The organism is Sphingobacterium sp. 1.A.5, assembly GCF_002734235.1.
Classification (GTDB): domain Bacteria; phylum Bacteroidota; class Bacteroidia; order Sphingobacteriales; family Sphingobacteriaceae; genus Sphingobacterium; species Sphingobacterium daejeonense.
Map to the genome: position 1 here is coordinate 63,822 of NZ_PEBA01000063.1, position 14,386 is coordinate 78,207.

At 41.5% G+C, this 14,386-nt stretch carries 12 protein-coding genes and 1 pseudogene; 8 read left to right on the top strand and 5 right to left on the bottom strand.

Translation table 11 applies throughout. The annotated features are described in order from the left end of the window. Positions 1-5: 5 nt before the first annotated feature. The 4 genes from CRT24_RS17200 to CRT24_RS17215 all read right to left on the bottom strand — a co-directional run bounded on the left by CRT24_RS17200 (position 6) and on the right by CRT24_RS17215 (position 7,210). Positions 6-626 carry a DUF305 domain-containing protein gene (locus CRT24_RS17200; protein WP_099372371.1) on the bottom strand — a complete coding sequence of 207 codons (621 nt, stop codon included), beginning with the start codon at positions 624-626 and terminating at the stop codon, positions 6-8. A 284-nt stretch (positions 627-910) separates the two neighbouring features. After that, entirely contained in the window at positions 911-6,343 is a 5,433-nt protein-coding gene (locus CRT24_RS17205) for an N-6 DNA methylase (protein ID WP_099372372.1), read from the bottom strand. Further along, positions 6,330-6,767 (bottom strand): DUF1896 domain-containing protein, encoded by a 438-nt coding sequence (locus CRT24_RS17210; RefSeq protein WP_002993229.1) that lies wholly within the window; start codon positions 6,765-6,767, stop codon positions 6,330-6,332. Before CRT24_RS17210 ends, CRT24_RS17205 begins: the two co-directional genes overlap by 14 nt. 113 nt (positions 6,768-6,880) lie before the next feature. After that, positions 6,881-7,210 (bottom strand): hypothetical protein, encoded by a 330-nt coding sequence (locus CRT24_RS17215; RefSeq protein ID WP_002993231.1) that lies wholly within the window; start codon positions 7,208-7,210, stop codon positions 6,881-6,883. A gap of 169 nt (positions 7,211-7,379) precedes the next feature. Between CRT24_RS17215 and CRT24_RS17220 the strand changes: the two genes are divergently transcribed. From CRT24_RS17220 to arsB, 4 genes are all read left to right on the top strand, one after another. After that, the gene (locus tag CRT24_RS17220; protein ID WP_099372373.1) at positions 7,380-7,709 is read left to right on the top strand and encodes a helix-turn-helix transcriptional regulator; all 330 of its coding nucleotides are present in this window, start codon (positions 7,380-7,382) and stop codon (positions 7,707-7,709) included. A 75-nt stretch (positions 7,710-7,784) separates the two neighbouring features. After that, positions 7,785-8,249, top strand: a complete 465-nt coding sequence (locus tag CRT24_RS17225) for a DUF6428 family protein (protein ID WP_002993236.1) — start codon at positions 7,785-7,787, stop codon at positions 8,247-8,249. 19 nt (positions 8,250-8,268) lie between these two features. Continuing rightward, positions 8,269-8,883, top strand: coding sequence for a hypothetical protein (locus tag CRT24_RS17230; RefSeq protein WP_002993237.1), 615 nt, complete (start codon positions 8,269-8,271; stop codon positions 8,881-8,883). Positions 8,884-8,886: 3 nt separating this feature from the next. Beyond that, complete coding sequence (arsB, locus tag CRT24_RS17235) at positions 8,887-9,915, top strand: ACR3 family arsenite efflux transporter (protein ID WP_002993239.1); 1,029 nt, start codon at positions 8,887-8,889, stop codon at positions 9,913-9,915. A gap of 73 nt (positions 9,916-9,988) precedes the next feature. Here arsB and CRT24_RS17240 read toward each other — a convergent pair. Then, positions 9,989-10,273, bottom strand: a pseudogene (locus CRT24_RS17240) (ORF6N domain-containing protein); the annotation flags it as partial. A 19-nt stretch (positions 10,274-10,292) separates the two neighbouring features. Here CRT24_RS17240 and CRT24_RS17245 point away from each other — a divergent pair. The 4 genes from CRT24_RS17245 to CRT24_RS17265 all read left to right on the top strand — a co-directional run bounded on the left by CRT24_RS17245 (position 10,293) and on the right by CRT24_RS17265 (position 14,351). Continuing rightward, positions 10,293-10,871, top strand: a complete 579-nt coding sequence (locus CRT24_RS17245) for an efflux RND transporter permease subunit (RefSeq protein WP_002993243.1) — start codon at positions 10,293-10,295, stop codon at positions 10,869-10,871. After that, entirely contained in the window at positions 10,868-12,052 is a 1,185-nt protein-coding gene (locus CRT24_RS17250; protein WP_002993245.1) for a TolC family protein, read from the top strand. The genes CRT24_RS17245 and CRT24_RS17250 overlap by 4 nt, the downstream gene beginning before the upstream one ends. A 262-nt stretch (positions 12,053-12,314) precedes the next feature. After that, positions 12,315-12,878 carry an AraC family transcriptional regulator gene (locus CRT24_RS17255; RefSeq protein WP_002993247.1) on the top strand — a complete coding sequence of 188 codons (564 nt, stop codon included), beginning with the start codon at positions 12,315-12,317 and terminating at the stop codon, positions 12,876-12,878. Between the two features lie 375 nt (positions 12,879-13,253). Then, entirely contained in the window at positions 13,254-14,351 is a 1,098-nt protein-coding gene (locus tag CRT24_RS17265; RefSeq protein WP_094258254.1) for a TonB-dependent receptor, read from the top strand. The last annotated feature ends 35 nt before the right edge of the window (positions 14,352-14,386 follow it).

Genomic DNA, 14,386 nt, shown 5'->3' on the forward strand with positions numbered 1-14,386 from the left:
ATTATTTATCTATTCTTATTAGCTAATAACCAGGTTTGAATCTCCGAGATTTCCTGATCCTGTTTTTCAATAATATTTTTTGCCATTGTCTGCATAGCACTTTCGTGTCCGTAAATAAGTTCCAATTTTGCGTTTCCAATTGCATTTTGATGATGCTGAATCATCAACATGGCAAAATCGTGATCCGTGTCTCCATTAATGATTTGGAGATCTGTCACTCTGCCTGAGCGTTCCATATTTTTCATCTGCTCTGTAACAAATTCGGGAACATTTAGATGCGGTACGTGACCATTGAGAAATGTGGTTAATTCTTGAATCTCAGCATTCTGGTCTTTAATTATTTTCTGGGCCATCTCCCTCATTTGCGCATCATCGCCGGATTGCAGTTCCTTATTTGCCATGTCGATCGCTCCCTGATGATGCATTCGCATCATCAGAGCAAAAGCATTATCAGGGTCGGGGGGCATTTGCATGGCCATCATCTCATCCATCATGTTGTGCATGATAGTCATCATTTCATTGTCATCGTGATTCTGGATTTTGATTTTGTTGATATCGTCCTTATCGCACGCTTGGATAAATAACAGTATTCCTGCTATTGCCATTATTTTTATCGCTAATTTCATAGATGTATATTATTATTATCAATTTCCTTTTCTCTTTTAATAATGAAATGTTAAAGACTTTTTTTGATAGAACACATAGACAGAACAACATACAATTCAATTTGTTTGATTTTTTGGATTCAAAACGAGCTACAGATAAGATATGTGGGTGTAAGATTATTTCTGTAATGTAGTGGTTTATGCTACTATTTATTCATCAATTTTGAAATGAATCACAGTCCAGAAATAAATTGAACGAACCTGAGATGTTGTGATTAGGAAAATGTATGAATGGGTAAATGTTTTTACAATACTCCCCGTGACATATAAATACTTTTTGTCGGTACTACGCTTTCCATAGCCTTTGGATTTTCTTGCTGCTTTTCGACTTGTTCTGTAGAATTTTCTATTGGTTCCGGAGTGTTAGATAACTGTATTTTCCGCTCAATTGCCGCCAACTCCGTTTTGAGTTCGCTAAGTCGGTTTTCTTTTGTCCACGTACCATTGATTACTTCCTTAAGTATTGGAATGTTTTTTTGGAAATCTGCCATATTCTCCTGTTCTTTTCTGATATAGGTGGGCAGCTTTTCCAATGCTTTAATAAAATTTAGTGAAGCTGTTTCGGGATCTTTTGCCATTACACCATTGTTGAATGTATATTTGATAGTACCCTCACCTTGAATAAAAAAACGGTTTACACGAATATCCACCCCCTCTTTTTGTGACATTTCCGTTTTTACCAAAAGTTGAAAGCCATACAGATTACCGATTTCTTCATAATCCCCACCCGTTCGGGATTTGTCGGCAAGCTGATTGAGCTTTGCACCGATTTGTTTTATATCCGCATTGGGCGACAAAACGTCTAATTTAATAAGGTTGGCAACGGAACCGTCAGTGTTTTTTTGGATACGTCCCTGCAAATTATTCCAATCAAGGCTCATACGGTCATAGCGGGATTGGGCTTTTCCAAGTTCTGCCTCATAATCTTCCAGTTTGTACTTGGCACTTGATTTTGAACGATTGAACGATTGCCTTTCGCTTTCCAATCCGGCAATCTGTTTCTCTATTTTAGCTTTGTCCAAAAGGTCGGTATTGCCCATAAGGATAGCTACATATTCCGAGAAATTCATACCCGACTTTTCATCCATACCACCTTCGTCAATCGTCCGTTTACCAAGATTGTTGGATTTTAATTGGTCAATAAATAGCTGTTTGTTGTGCAGCAGGTTGAACTTATAACTATCCAGCGATTTTTCAACGGCATAGATGATTACATCCACTTTATTGTCGTTAAAATGCTTGGCAATCTCATTGCCTTTGCGGATAGCCCTACCGTCCCTTTGCGCAAGGTCGGACGGTCGCCACGGCGTATCTAAATGGTGTACGGCAACGGCTCTTTTCTGTGCGTTCACACCTGTACCGAGCATACTCGTAGAACCGAAAAGGACACGGATTTTGCCCTCGTTCATTCCTTTGATTAGCTCTTTTCGTTGCTTGTCATTCTTCGCTTCCTGTATAAAGCGGATTTCGTGTGCAGGTATGTCGTGGTCTTCCACGAGCTTACGTTTGATTTCGGAGTAGATATTCCACTGATTTGGCTTGTATGTTCCCAAATCCGAGAAGATGAACTGCGTGCCTTTCTGTGCATTGAATTTATTGTAATATTTAGCAATATTATCTGCACAATGGGAAGCTTTGTTATCGGCGTGGTCTTGGTAATGGGGGCTTACCATTCGCATATCCAAAGACATCTTTCGAGCGTAGTCCGTAGCGATAAGCATTTTTGCTTTTTCTTCTTTTTTAGATAGCGGTTTTCTGCCAAGTAATTCCCCTTTGCCTGATTTGGCAAACTCCATCAGCTTTTCAATAAACTTCTCCTGGTCTGGAGTTGGAGGTATGTTGTAAAATATCTCGTTCTTTTCGGGACGGTCTATTCCAATCATTTCGGCGGTACGGTAATCCGTGATTTCGGAGTAGAATTGAGCGAGTTCCGGCACTTTGATAAAGTAGCGGAAACGCTCTTTTGCCACGATATTATTGGCGACCGAAAACTCATAATCGGTTGTTTTCTTTGCGTAGATTGCCGCCCACGCATCAAACGAGTTAATGCCCTGTTTTGCCAAAGCCCTTGGTCGCAGGTATTTGAACAACAGGTACAATTCGGTCAGTGAATTGCTGATAGTCGTACCCGAAAGGAAAGTTGCCCCCATATCCGCATCGGTACGTTCCTGTATAGTCCGTATAGCAAACAAAAGATTCAGTGCCTTTAGGCTTCCCTGTTGATTGCCCAATCCTGCAACCCTTGAATGCCTTGTGTTGAAAATCAGGTTTTTGAATTGGTGGCTTTCGTCTACAAATAAATGGTCGATACCCATCATCTTGAAGTCCACAATATCATCTTTGCGGTTTTCAATGTCGTGTTGCAGGGTTTTCAGCTTGACTTCGAGGTTTTCTTTCTGTTTCTCTGCTCCGGCGAGCATACCCCGGGTTACTTCATCGCCCTGACTTCGCAAAACGTCAAGATTTTCCTCCACACTGTCCAGTTCGGATTGCAGGATTTCCTTTTGTATTTCGGGCGATTGGGGTATCATTCCGAACTGGTCGTGGGTCAATATCACACAATCCCACTCGTTGTTCTTAATATCTCCGAAAATCCGCAGTCGTTTTTGGGGCGTAAAATCATCAATGCCCGGATAGAGTATTTTAGCGTGCGGATAGGCGGTGCGGTAGGCTTCGGCAATTTCAGGTATATTCGCTTTCAACCCGATAATCATCGGTTTGTGAGCCAGTCCCAAACGCTTCATTTCCTGTGCACCCGTGCACATTATCAACGTCTTTCCGGCACCTACTTCATGGTCGCAGATAGCACCGTTATTGAGCTTTATTATCCAGACAGCATCCTTTTGGCTTGAATACAGGTCTTCAATACCCAATGCTTTTCGGTCCAATTCCGGAAACACCTGATGGGAACCGTCGTAGTGCGGTCGGACAAAACAGTTAAAGGTGTCGTTGTATTGGTCAGTCATCCTTATCTTGAACTCATCGTTTTGGGCGTGGAGCCAATCGTTAAAGGAGGTTCGGATTTCGTCAATCTTGGTATTCGCCATTTGTATGGCTTCCATATCCCGTACCTTGACATTCTTTCCGTCAACCTGTACCGTTTTGGAAATATCGGGTGTGGTATTGACAAGGGCGTGCTTGAGCAGGGCAATCCCGTCATACGTCCGGCTTTGGGCTTTGACCGCATATTTATCCCATATATGGACATTTTTCTGTTTGCAGGTGACGGAAAAATCATCGGCACTGTCCGAATAGTGGATTTTCACATCTGCGTCGAACAGATGCGATGCAAATCGGGCGTAGATGCCAGTGGGTATCCAGCGTTCGCCCAGATTAAAATCGAGTTCCTCAAATTCGATACGTCTTGGTCGGGCTTCTTCCAAAACGGTAAGGCTTTCTTTAGCTTGGGTATCATCGGGATTGCTTTCGAGGTAATCTCTTATTTCGTTGGCTTTCTCCACTACATTGCCCGCAACCCAGCGTTCGAATATTTCATATTCCTTTTGCAATGGATTGTAGTAGATGAGACCGTGTAAGGCTTCTTTCAAAGCATCAGCAGGCATACCGCTGATTTCGGACATAAAGTCCAAATCCACGCTTCCGTATTTGTTCAGCGAAGCCGATAACGCTTCTTCGGGATTGTCCGTTGCAATGGTTGCGGTAGAAAAACTTACAGGACGGCTGAATATATCTGCCTTATGGATTACACCACCAACGACACGCTCCAGATAGGGCATTTCTTTGCCTACACTGTCTGTTTTGATGAGCTTGATATTGTCCGCACTGTTGAGATTTCCGTACCTTTTGACAAAAGCATCGTATAAGCGGTTAAGGTTTTCCCTTTCTTCCTTGTGTTCTGAATGTTTCTCGGCTTCTCTTTGGTAGAGGTCGATATAGGTATCACGAACTTGGATATATGCTTCGGCTCTTGCTTTTTGCAAAGACGGTAACTGCAACGGGTGGAATATTGCCCTTGCATCACTTTTATCCACTTCCTGCAAATAGCCGACCCAACCGTTATCTACGACAAGGCAATCGTTACGGTGAAACTGTTGGAGTTCGTCACTGTACGGAGCAGGTTCGGGAACAGTAGCAGGTACGGTACCGGCTGACTTATCGGCTTGGCCATTACTGTTTGCCTGTGAAAATAAATCGCCGATTGTTTTCTGTTTTGTGCCATTGGTTTGTAAGGTTTTATTGACCGTGCCGTTTGATGCTGGAGATGTATAGGACTGTTGCATCGCTCCGCTAAAGAGGTCGGTTTGCCGACCTCTTGGGGTACGTTTTCTTTTTGTCGTTTGTCTTTTGGCTTGGGTGGTTTTCTTTGGCGGGGTAATAACCGCTACGGTTTCATTTACATTTTCAAACAGGTCGAAAATGCTTAGCTGTTTTAATTCCTGCTGGCTTTCCTGTACAATGGCTGGTGCAGTAAAACGCGGTCGTTCGGGTTGTATGATTTCGGGTTCAGTAGCCGGAGGTGCCGGCGTTGGCGTAATCGGAATTTGTACGATAGGTTCATCGTTGCTTTCGCCTTTGTACAAATCAAAATTCAGGTGCTTTCCAAAATCTTCGGAAAGCATTTGCTTCAAATCTTTGGCAATCCCCGCAACACCGTCTTTATGCGTATAGATAATTGCAGGTTTTCCGTATGGGTCGGTATCTATCTTACGGTCGGTATGTATGACCCTCGTACCGTCACGGAAAAAAGCATTGCTTGAAGTATCGTATTTGGTCTGCCTGCTTTGGCAAAACAGCTCTTCCAATTCGCTCAGAGGTTGTTTTGCCGTATTCTTTTGCAGGATAATCAGGTCGCTTCCGACTTCTGTACCTGCATATTCCGTGAACAGGTTGTTTGGCAATCGGACAACCGACACCAGATGGTTGCTTTTCATTAACGCCCTACGTATCGGCTCATTGTTGGGGCTGTTTAAAATTCCTTGCGAAGTAATAAATACCTGCAAACCACCCTCACGGAGCATATCGTTTCCTTTCAAAAAGAAATAATTGTGTATGCTACGGGCAGCCTGTATTTTTGCGGGGTCTTTGCTTCGGGAAAACGTAAGATCGAACACGGAAGTATCGCCAAACGGAATGTTGCTTGCAACAACATCATAGCTATTTTGTTCCTTTTCGGGGATTTCCTCAAAACCGCTCACACGGATATTGCTTTCGGGATAGAGGTGTTTTAGGATTTTGCCTGTCAGCAAATCTTTTTCATAGGCAGTTACTTTGGTTTGTTGGTTTTCGGAAAAGGATTGTATAAACGAGCCGATACCTGCGGAGGGTTCAAGGAATTTCTGAATATTTACATCGCTTTCCCGCAGGGTTTCGGAAATTGCATCAATTACCTGTGGAGGTGTATAAAAAGCCGTCAGCACGGAGCTTTTCATACTGTCCACGTATCGGCGGTATTGCTTATCGTCTTCGGACTTTTCTTTGAGCAGTTTGTGGAGTTCCAGCGTAATGGGGAATAAATCGTGTTCGGTTTTCCTCCAATGGTTGATATCTATTTCATTTGCTATGGGGTTCAATACGAATTTAAGACCGCCAAATCCGCTGTATTGTTTCATTGACAGTCTTTCACCCACGGTAGCGTTTCGTTGCTCTTTTTCCAATGTAAAGGCAATCCGCAGGGCTTCGATATTGTCCAAGAGATGCTGCCGTTTACTGAAGCCCATTTTCCTCAATCCATATTGCGATGGTTCCGGTTATCTCGGTATAGAGCAGGTCAAACTCATAACCGTAGGCAAAATCATCGGCTAGTTCATATTGGGCGAAAACATTCTCGCAAACAGGGAACATTTTCAGAGCGAACCGCCGCAGTTCCTCGTCTGCCATTAGGGTATCGAACTCATTGCATACTACCTGAAAAACCATATCAAACTTGGAGAAGTGCAAACCCTCAAAGAGTATGTAATTCGCTATCTCATTACATTGCTCAATGGCATTGCCGGAACGGAACGCATCCTCATAGGCATTGGCAGCCCACGAGGAACGCTGGTCAATAAATTTTTGGTTGCTGGCTTTTTCAGGGAAACTACTGTTCAGGAGTTCCTGTAGTCGTAAACGGAAATACGACAGGTCTTTTTGCTGTGTACTCATAATTAAATTTTGTTTAGAATTTTGCGTAAAACCTAAAATTAGAGCAGGGAGCAAGAGCCTTTGAAGAAGTGGCAGGGTTTGGCTTCGGGAGGCAGGATTTGGCAGAACAGTGTTTATTCAGATATCGTTATAGAGTTGTCCACTTCATTGACATATACGTCCGACCCATCAAAATCATCATCATCGTTTTGGGAACTTTGTCTTGTAAAAAGCTCCAGTCTGTCAACTTGCCCAAAAAGCCGAACAATACGCTTTCTGATTTTGTCAGGTTTTTCGGATTGTCTTCCACGGGGAGATATAAGCACCTGTGGAACATCTCTTGCATGTCTTTCAAGAGGTTTTCCCTTTGTGAACAGTAGGACGATTTCTGCATTTGCCCGTGTAATATATCCCATTCCAATAAAAACCCAATCATTGTTCCTGTTCGTTTTTTTTTCTTGCAACGGCTAAGGTATCAGCGAGAAGAAAAGGTCGACTGAAAGTGGCAGAGTTTGGCTTTGAGAGGTAGGGTTTTACCACACATAAGATTATTAAAAGAATTGATTGTTTTTTTACAAACCATATTATATCTAAATTTATTATCGTAATATTGCGATATATAAAAAACAAAGCATGGGACTTACTAAATCAGAAATATTCACGGACGAGCAAAACAGATTAGCTTCTCTATTTAAGGTTCTGGCACACCCTGCAAGGGTTGCCATACTTCAATATATCATTAACCAGAAAGCCTGTATCTGTAATGATCTGGTCGAGGAATTGGGATTGGCACAGGCTACGATTTCTCAGCATTTAAAGGAGTTAAAGAGTATCGGCATCATTCAAGGCACAATCGAGGTTAAATCTGTTTGTTATTGCATCGATAAAAATGTTTGGAAAAAAATCCAAGCAGATTTTAATTCATTCTTTGATCAGGAAGTAAAGGTAATCAAGTGCTGTTAGCCGTGTTTTTTTAATATTTAACATCGCTATATTACGATACAATATTTTAATAAATCATTTCAAAATTCAAAAACAATGAAACTATCAAACATCAAAGAAATCTTACCAACATTGGACAATGTTGAATTTCAATTAGCGGACGGAACATTTGTCCCCAAACATTTCCACGTTACGGAGGTAGGTATTGTTACAAAACATTTTATTGATTGTGGCGGAACGATCAGAAATGAAAAGGTCGTCAACTTCCAGTTGTGGAACGCCAACGATTTTGAACACAGGCTAAAGCCGACCAAACTATTGAACATCATCAAACTGTCCGAAGAAAAATTGGATATTCAAGATGCCGAAATAGAAGTGGAATACCAAAGCGAAACCATTGGCAAATACAATCTGGATTTTAACGGAAACCATTTTGTACTGAAAAACAAACAAACCGCTTGTTTGGCAAGTGATGCCTGCGGTATTCCTGCCGAAAAACAAAAAGTAGAATTATCAGAGCTGAACAGTGCTTGCTGTTCGCCTAATTCGGACTGTTGTTAAACCCTATAAACCAATCGTAATGTACAAGAATTTAGCTGAAACCATAAAGGGAATATCTGATGTTCAGACCGTAAGCGAAGAACGTAAAACCATATTGCAACCCTTGATAGACTTCGTACAACAAAAAGTAAGCAACGGACAGGTAATAAATCTCAATTTCATCTGTACACACAATTCACGAAGAAGCCATTTATCGCAGGTTTGGGCACAGGTGGCAAGTGTATATTACCATATCCCGAATGTATATTGCTATTCGGGCGGTACGGAAGAAACGGCATTATTTCCGAAAGTAGTGGAAACATTGAATGAACAGGGTTTTTCTGCTTTCAAAATTTCGGAAGCGGACAATCCTGTTTATGCTATTAAGTACAGTGAAAATGCTTTGCCGATTATCGGTTTTTCAAAAAAGTACGATAGCCCTTTCAATCCTGTATCGGCATTCACTGCCATTATGACCTGTTCACAGGCAGACGATGGCTGTCCTTTTATTGCAGGTGCAGAAAAGAGAATACCTATCACATTTGAAGACCCGAAGATTTCAGACGGCACAACAGAGCAGACAAAGATATATGCGGAAAGGAGTTTGGAGATAGCAACTGAAATGTTCTATGTTTTTTCAATGATTAAAAAATAACCAATGCAACCAAAACTAAAATTTCTTGACCGTTACCTTACCCTATGGATATTCCTTGCTATGGCATTTGGCGTAGGATTAGGATATTTCTTTCCCAACATTTCTAACGTAACAGACAGCTTGTCCGTAGGAACCATTAATATCCCGCTGGCAATAGGTTTGATACTGATGATGTACCCGCCATTGGCAAAGGTGGATTATACAGTATTGCCCAAAGCGTTTAAGGATAAAAAAGTAATTGGAATATCTTTATTCCTCAATTGGGTAATCGGTACGGTAATGATGTTCGGGTTAGCCGTTCTGTTTTTAAGGAATGAACCCGATTATATGACGGGATTGATTTTGATAGGATTGGCAAGATGTATCGCAATGGTAATTGTATGGAGCGACCTGGCAAAAGCCAACAGGGAATATACGGCACTATTGGTAGCGTTGAACAGTGTCTTTCAGATATTGAGTTACAGTTTTTTGGTTTGGCTTTTTATCAACGTATTGCCGAGTAAATTAGGATTAGCCAATTTCAATGTAAATGTATCAATGAAAGACGTTACCGAAAGCGTGTTGATATACTTGGGTATTCCTTTTTTTACAGGTTTCGTGAGCCGATATGTTCTTATAAAATCAAAAGGCATTGAATGGTACAATAGAAAATACATACCGGCAGTATCACCTATTACACTTTACGCATTATTGTTTACCATTGTACTGATGTTCAGTTTGAAAGGCGACAAGATATTGGAGTTGCCAGTGGACGTGATTAAGATAGCCATACCGCTAATCATCTATTTTGTATTGATGTTTTTCGTGAGCTTTTTTATAAGCAAATCCCTGAATGTTCCTTATGACAGGAACGCGTCCATAGCATTTACAGCCACCGGGAACAATTTTGAATTGGCCATAGCCGTAGCCATTGCGGTTTTTGGTATTCATTCTCCACAGGCATTTGTTGGCGTTATCGGACCATTGGTCGAAGTGCCTGTACTGATACTATTGGTAAGGGCAAGTTTATGGTTGAAGAAGAAACTATACTAAGTTGATGTAAATAACTTAGCGGGATTTTAGAATTGTCAAGAAACTAAAATTAAACCCTCTGAATCCGGAGCGTTTATTGTTTGTTCAAGATGTGAAGCATCCTGCCCACCTCAATATCCATTCGGGAAAATGCAAACCATTTTTTGCCCAGGTCTTTGAGCGAAGCCCCTATATGGTAAAGCTCCGCTTGGTCTATTATCAAAAATCGGTCGTGGGTATCGGAGAAAACCTTAATTTCAATCGGGAGGTATTGGCTGTTGTACCGTTTTATGTCCAATTGTAGCTGATTGCTGATTGCTTTGGTGTAGATTGTTGCGGTTACATTTTGTTTTCGCTTAACCAATATCGTTAGTGCCGTTGAGGAAATCCAACAGATAGTGGGCGAAAAAATAAAGCTGCCCGAAGATTACCACATTGAATACGGTGGGCAATTTGAAGCGGAGGCAGAAGCATCGCAGACCTTGATTGCGACCTCCCTGCTTTCCATTCTGATTATTTTCCTGATACTGTTCCGGGAGTTCAAAACGGTAAAGTTAGCCGCCATCATTTTAATCAACCTGTCTTTGGCATTGATTGGCGGTGTGTTCAGCATCTATTTTACCAGTGGCATTTTGAGCATTCCTGCCATTATCGGTTTTATCACCTTGTTTGGTGTGGCTACCCGTAACGGCATCCTGCTCGTATCGCATTACAATACATTGTGTGATGAGGGGTTGGATTTGTACGATACGGTTATACAAGGCTCAAAGAACAGGTTAAGCCCCATCCTGATGACGGCACTTACCGCAGGGCTGGCATTGATACCGCTTGCTATTGCGGGCGATTTGCCCGGCAACGAGATACAAAGTCCTATGGCAAAAGTGATATTGGGCGGCTTGCTTACTTCTACATTGCTCAACATTTTTATTGTTCCGGCGGTGTACTATTTATCTAACAAAAAAGCAGCTAAAGCATGAACATAAAATTTTTAACGGCAATCTGTATGTGCGTTTTTACCATACAATTGCAGGCACAGTCAGGATTGGAAACCGTCTTGTCTGATGTTGCCAAGAACAATAAAACGCTGCAAACCCAAAGCAAATATTGGGATGCGCAGAAGTTATTGTACCATACGGGCAATACGCTGTACGACCCTGTGGTCAGCTACGATTTTATGCGTGGCTCACCCTATGCCATTGCGGGCAACCAAACGGACATTAACGTCTTGCAGCGTTTCGACTTTCCCACGGTTTACAGTAAAAAGAAAGCATTGGCTGGCGAGCAGAGTAAGCAGGCAGATTTTTCGCTAACAGCCAACAGGCAGGAAATATTATTGGGAGCGAAAAAGATTTGCATTGAACTGATATACCGCAATAAACTTCAGGAAAGAATTATAGAACGGAAAACAAAAACCGAAAAGTTCCTGACCGACTTTCAGACCAAACTGGATAAGGGCGAAGGTAATGTGCTGGACGTGAATAAGGCTAAACTTCAATTGATTGAGATTAATAAAGATTATCAGTTGAACATTTCCGCTATCAACCAACTTCATCAAAAACTGACGGAACTTAACGGCGGTATAGAGATAGTCTTTAACGATACCATATACCCTGAATATAAGCCCGTTCCTGCATTTGAAGAATTGGAAGAAACAATTGAATACAAAGACCCGGTAAGAAAATATTTGACACAACAGACCGTAGTAGCCCAAAAGGATATTGAAGTTACTAAGGCATTGACCCTGCCAAAATTTGAAGTGGGTTTTCATTATCAGGGTATTTTAGGGCAGCAGTTTTACGGTGCAAAAGTAGGCGTGAGCATTCCTTTGTGTGAAAACAAAAATCGGGTGAAGCAAAAGCAGGCTGAATTATCGGTGGCAGAAGTACAGGTAGCACGGCACAAGAACGAACATTATTATCATTTGAAGCAACTGTATGAAAAGTATATCAACCTGCAAAAGACGGTAGCAGAATATGAGAAAGTATTAAGCAGTATCAACAGTATTAAACTATTGGATAAAGCGTTATCATTCGGAGAGATAACCACTATCCAATATTTTTTGGAGGCAAGTTACTTTTATACCGCTACCAATAATTATTTGCAGGCGGAGAAAGAGTACAACGATGCAATAGCCGAACTGTACCAGTATTTGCTATAATTTAATATTGTAGGGTGAATGCAGACCATTAGCAAAGGCAGATGTATCACTGTTTTAAAACCTTGCGGAATACAACTTTCGCAAGGTTTCAATTAACTAAATTAGAAGCCTGGGCCGAGGCTTCAGGTTAACAAAAACCCAAATTAAAAGCGCCTATGCAGACAATGCAATCAGATAACTTGATTTAGACAGGAAGCAACGAGCGTAGTTCGACTTAAATCGTAAATTTGTTTATTGTGCTTAATATAGCAGTTAGTAAGATATGAATACACTCTTTATTAAAAATATGGTATGCGACCGCTGTATTATGGTGGTGCAAAACGAATTGGATAAACTTGGTTTAGATGCTAAAAATGTAAAGCTGGGCGAAGTTACCCTTACCAAAGAAATTACACCTACGGAGAAAGAGGCTTTGGTCAAGACTTTAGAGCCATTGGGGTTTGAAGTAATTGATGATAAAAAAGGCAGGATAATAGAAAAGATAAAGAACATTATCATTGACCTGGTACATCATCAGGATAGTGATGTAAAAACCAACCTTTCCGATGTATTGAGCGATAAACTGCACCACGATTACAATTACTTGTCCAATCTGTTTTCAGAAGTAGAGGGTACAACTATTGAAAAATACTTTATCGCCCAAAAGGTGGAAAAGGTAAAAGAACTGCTGGTGTATGATGAACTGTCGTTAAGTGAGATTGCCATGCGCCTCAACTATTCAAGCGTAGCCTATTTGAGCAACCAGTTCAAGAAAGTAACGGGGCTTACCCCGAGCTATTTCAAACAAGTCCGGGAAGATAAGAGAAAGCCGTTGGATAAAGTATAGGAACGGCTACGCTATTCAGGAACACTGCGGGCAAAGCCCTGACACCGTAAAATTGACTTCACTTATTTTATATCCTTTAGGCAACTTAAATAACGGTTGCACATCCTCTATACAAGTTACCGATTTACATTTTTGACAACTGAAATGCAAGTGGTTATGATTGTGGACTACTTCACAGTTATGGCAACTTGCATATCCTACACCCCCGTCAACGTTTACCACTTTGTGGACTAAATCTTCTTCCATTAACCTATCCAGTACCCGGAGATATTTGCCGGAGAGAAAGCCGGGTAACTGAACATACAGATTGCCGCACAATTCAACAACAGGGAAGAATTTGATATAGTCAGGAACAGCGAAATTACAACGCCTCAAATGACTTTGAATGTCAGCACGATTTCCGAAGAAATTTCTTGGGAGCATCCCACATTCAAAAACTTTAACGGAAGTATCGGCATATCCGCTATGCAGCAGGACAATACCTACAAAGGTCGGTATCTCATCCCTGCCTACAATTCCCAAACATACGGTGCATACTGGATTGAAAAATGGAAGAAGAACAAATGGGAGCTTCAGGGCGGTATCAGGTATGATTTTAAGCAAATCAGTACGGTACGATACCCTTACAATAACCAGCCTGTGGAGCATGACTTTGATTTTTCAACAATCGGGGCATCATTCAATACCATCTACCATCTTTCAGACCATATCAGGATAAACGGAATGGTCAGCCTTGCCAATAGGGCTCCCCACGTTAACGAACTGCTCATTGACGGCATACATCAAGGTACTGCCACCTATGAACTTGGGGACGTAAACCTGAAAATAGAGCAGGCTGTAAACACGGTCTTGGGGCTTTCATATAGCAATGAAGAAAAATCAGTAAATATAGACTGGTCTGTATTCTACAATTCCATCAACAACTTTATCTATTTACAGCCCCGCCCGGGAGAGCCTGTATTGACCATTGCAGGTGCATTTCCCAAATTCGTCTATCAACAGGCTGATGCCTATCTCACGGGAACGGATTTATTAATCAATTACAAGCCTGTACAGAAACTGGACATCATAGGAAAGGCATCTTTGCTAAGGGCGTACAATAAAACGATAAACGACTGGCTGATTTCCATGCCATCGGACAGGTTTTCATTGGGGTTCAATTACGAACTGCCCGATATAAGGTCTTTCCAAAAATCCTATATCGGGATGGAAATTCCGCTGGTCTTAAAACAGACAAGAGTACCTGATGAAAACATACACGGCCAGCAGGATTATAAGCTGCCCCCTGATGGTTATCTCCTGACAAATATATCCGCTGGTACAGTGGTCAGTGTCTTGGGCAGGTCACTGAACATCAATCTTGCAGTGAGCAACCTGTTCAATACCCGGTACAGAAACTACCTGAACAGCTTCAGGTATTTTACGGACGAAATGGGCAGAAACATCTCCGTTAGATTAAAGTACGTTTTCTGACAAACACGTTTTTCAACAATTAAATTTATATAACA

Excerpts from the sequence above, each read along its gene's own strand:
- CRT24_RS17250 (WP_002993245.1), top strand. The coding sequence starts at position 10,868 with ATGAACATAAAATTTTTAACGGCAATCTGTATGTGCGTTTTTACCATA.
- CRT24_RS17205 (WP_099372372.1), bottom strand. The coding sequence starts at position 6,343 with ATGGGCTTCAGTAAACGGCAGCATCTCTTGGACAATATCGAAGCCCTG.
- arsB (WP_002993239.1), top strand. The coding sequence starts at position 8,887 with ATGCAACCAAAACTAAAATTTCTTGACCGTTACCTTACCCTATGGATA.
- CRT24_RS17230 (WP_002993237.1), top strand. The coding sequence starts at position 8,269 with ATGTACAAGAATTTAGCTGAAACCATAAAGGGAATATCTGATGTTCAG.
- CRT24_RS17200 (WP_099372371.1), bottom strand. The coding sequence starts at position 626 with ATGAAATTAGCGATAAAAATAATGGCAATAGCAGGAATACTGTTATTT.
- CRT24_RS17265 (WP_094258254.1), top strand. The coding sequence starts at position 13,254 with ATGACTTTGAATGTCAGCACGATTTCCGAAGAAATTTCTTGGGAGCAT.
- CRT24_RS17210 (WP_002993229.1), bottom strand. The coding sequence starts at position 6,767 with ATGAGTACACAGCAAAAAGACCTGTCGTATTTCCGTTTACGACTACAG.
- CRT24_RS17220 (WP_099372373.1), top strand. The coding sequence starts at position 7,380 with ATGGGACTTACTAAATCAGAAATATTCACGGACGAGCAAAACAGATTA.
- CRT24_RS17255 (WP_002993247.1), top strand. The coding sequence starts at position 12,315 with ATGAATACACTCTTTATTAAAAATATGGTATGCGACCGCTGTATTATG.
- CRT24_RS17225 (WP_002993236.1), top strand. The coding sequence starts at position 7,785 with ATGAAACTATCAAACATCAAAGAAATCTTACCAACATTGGACAATGTT.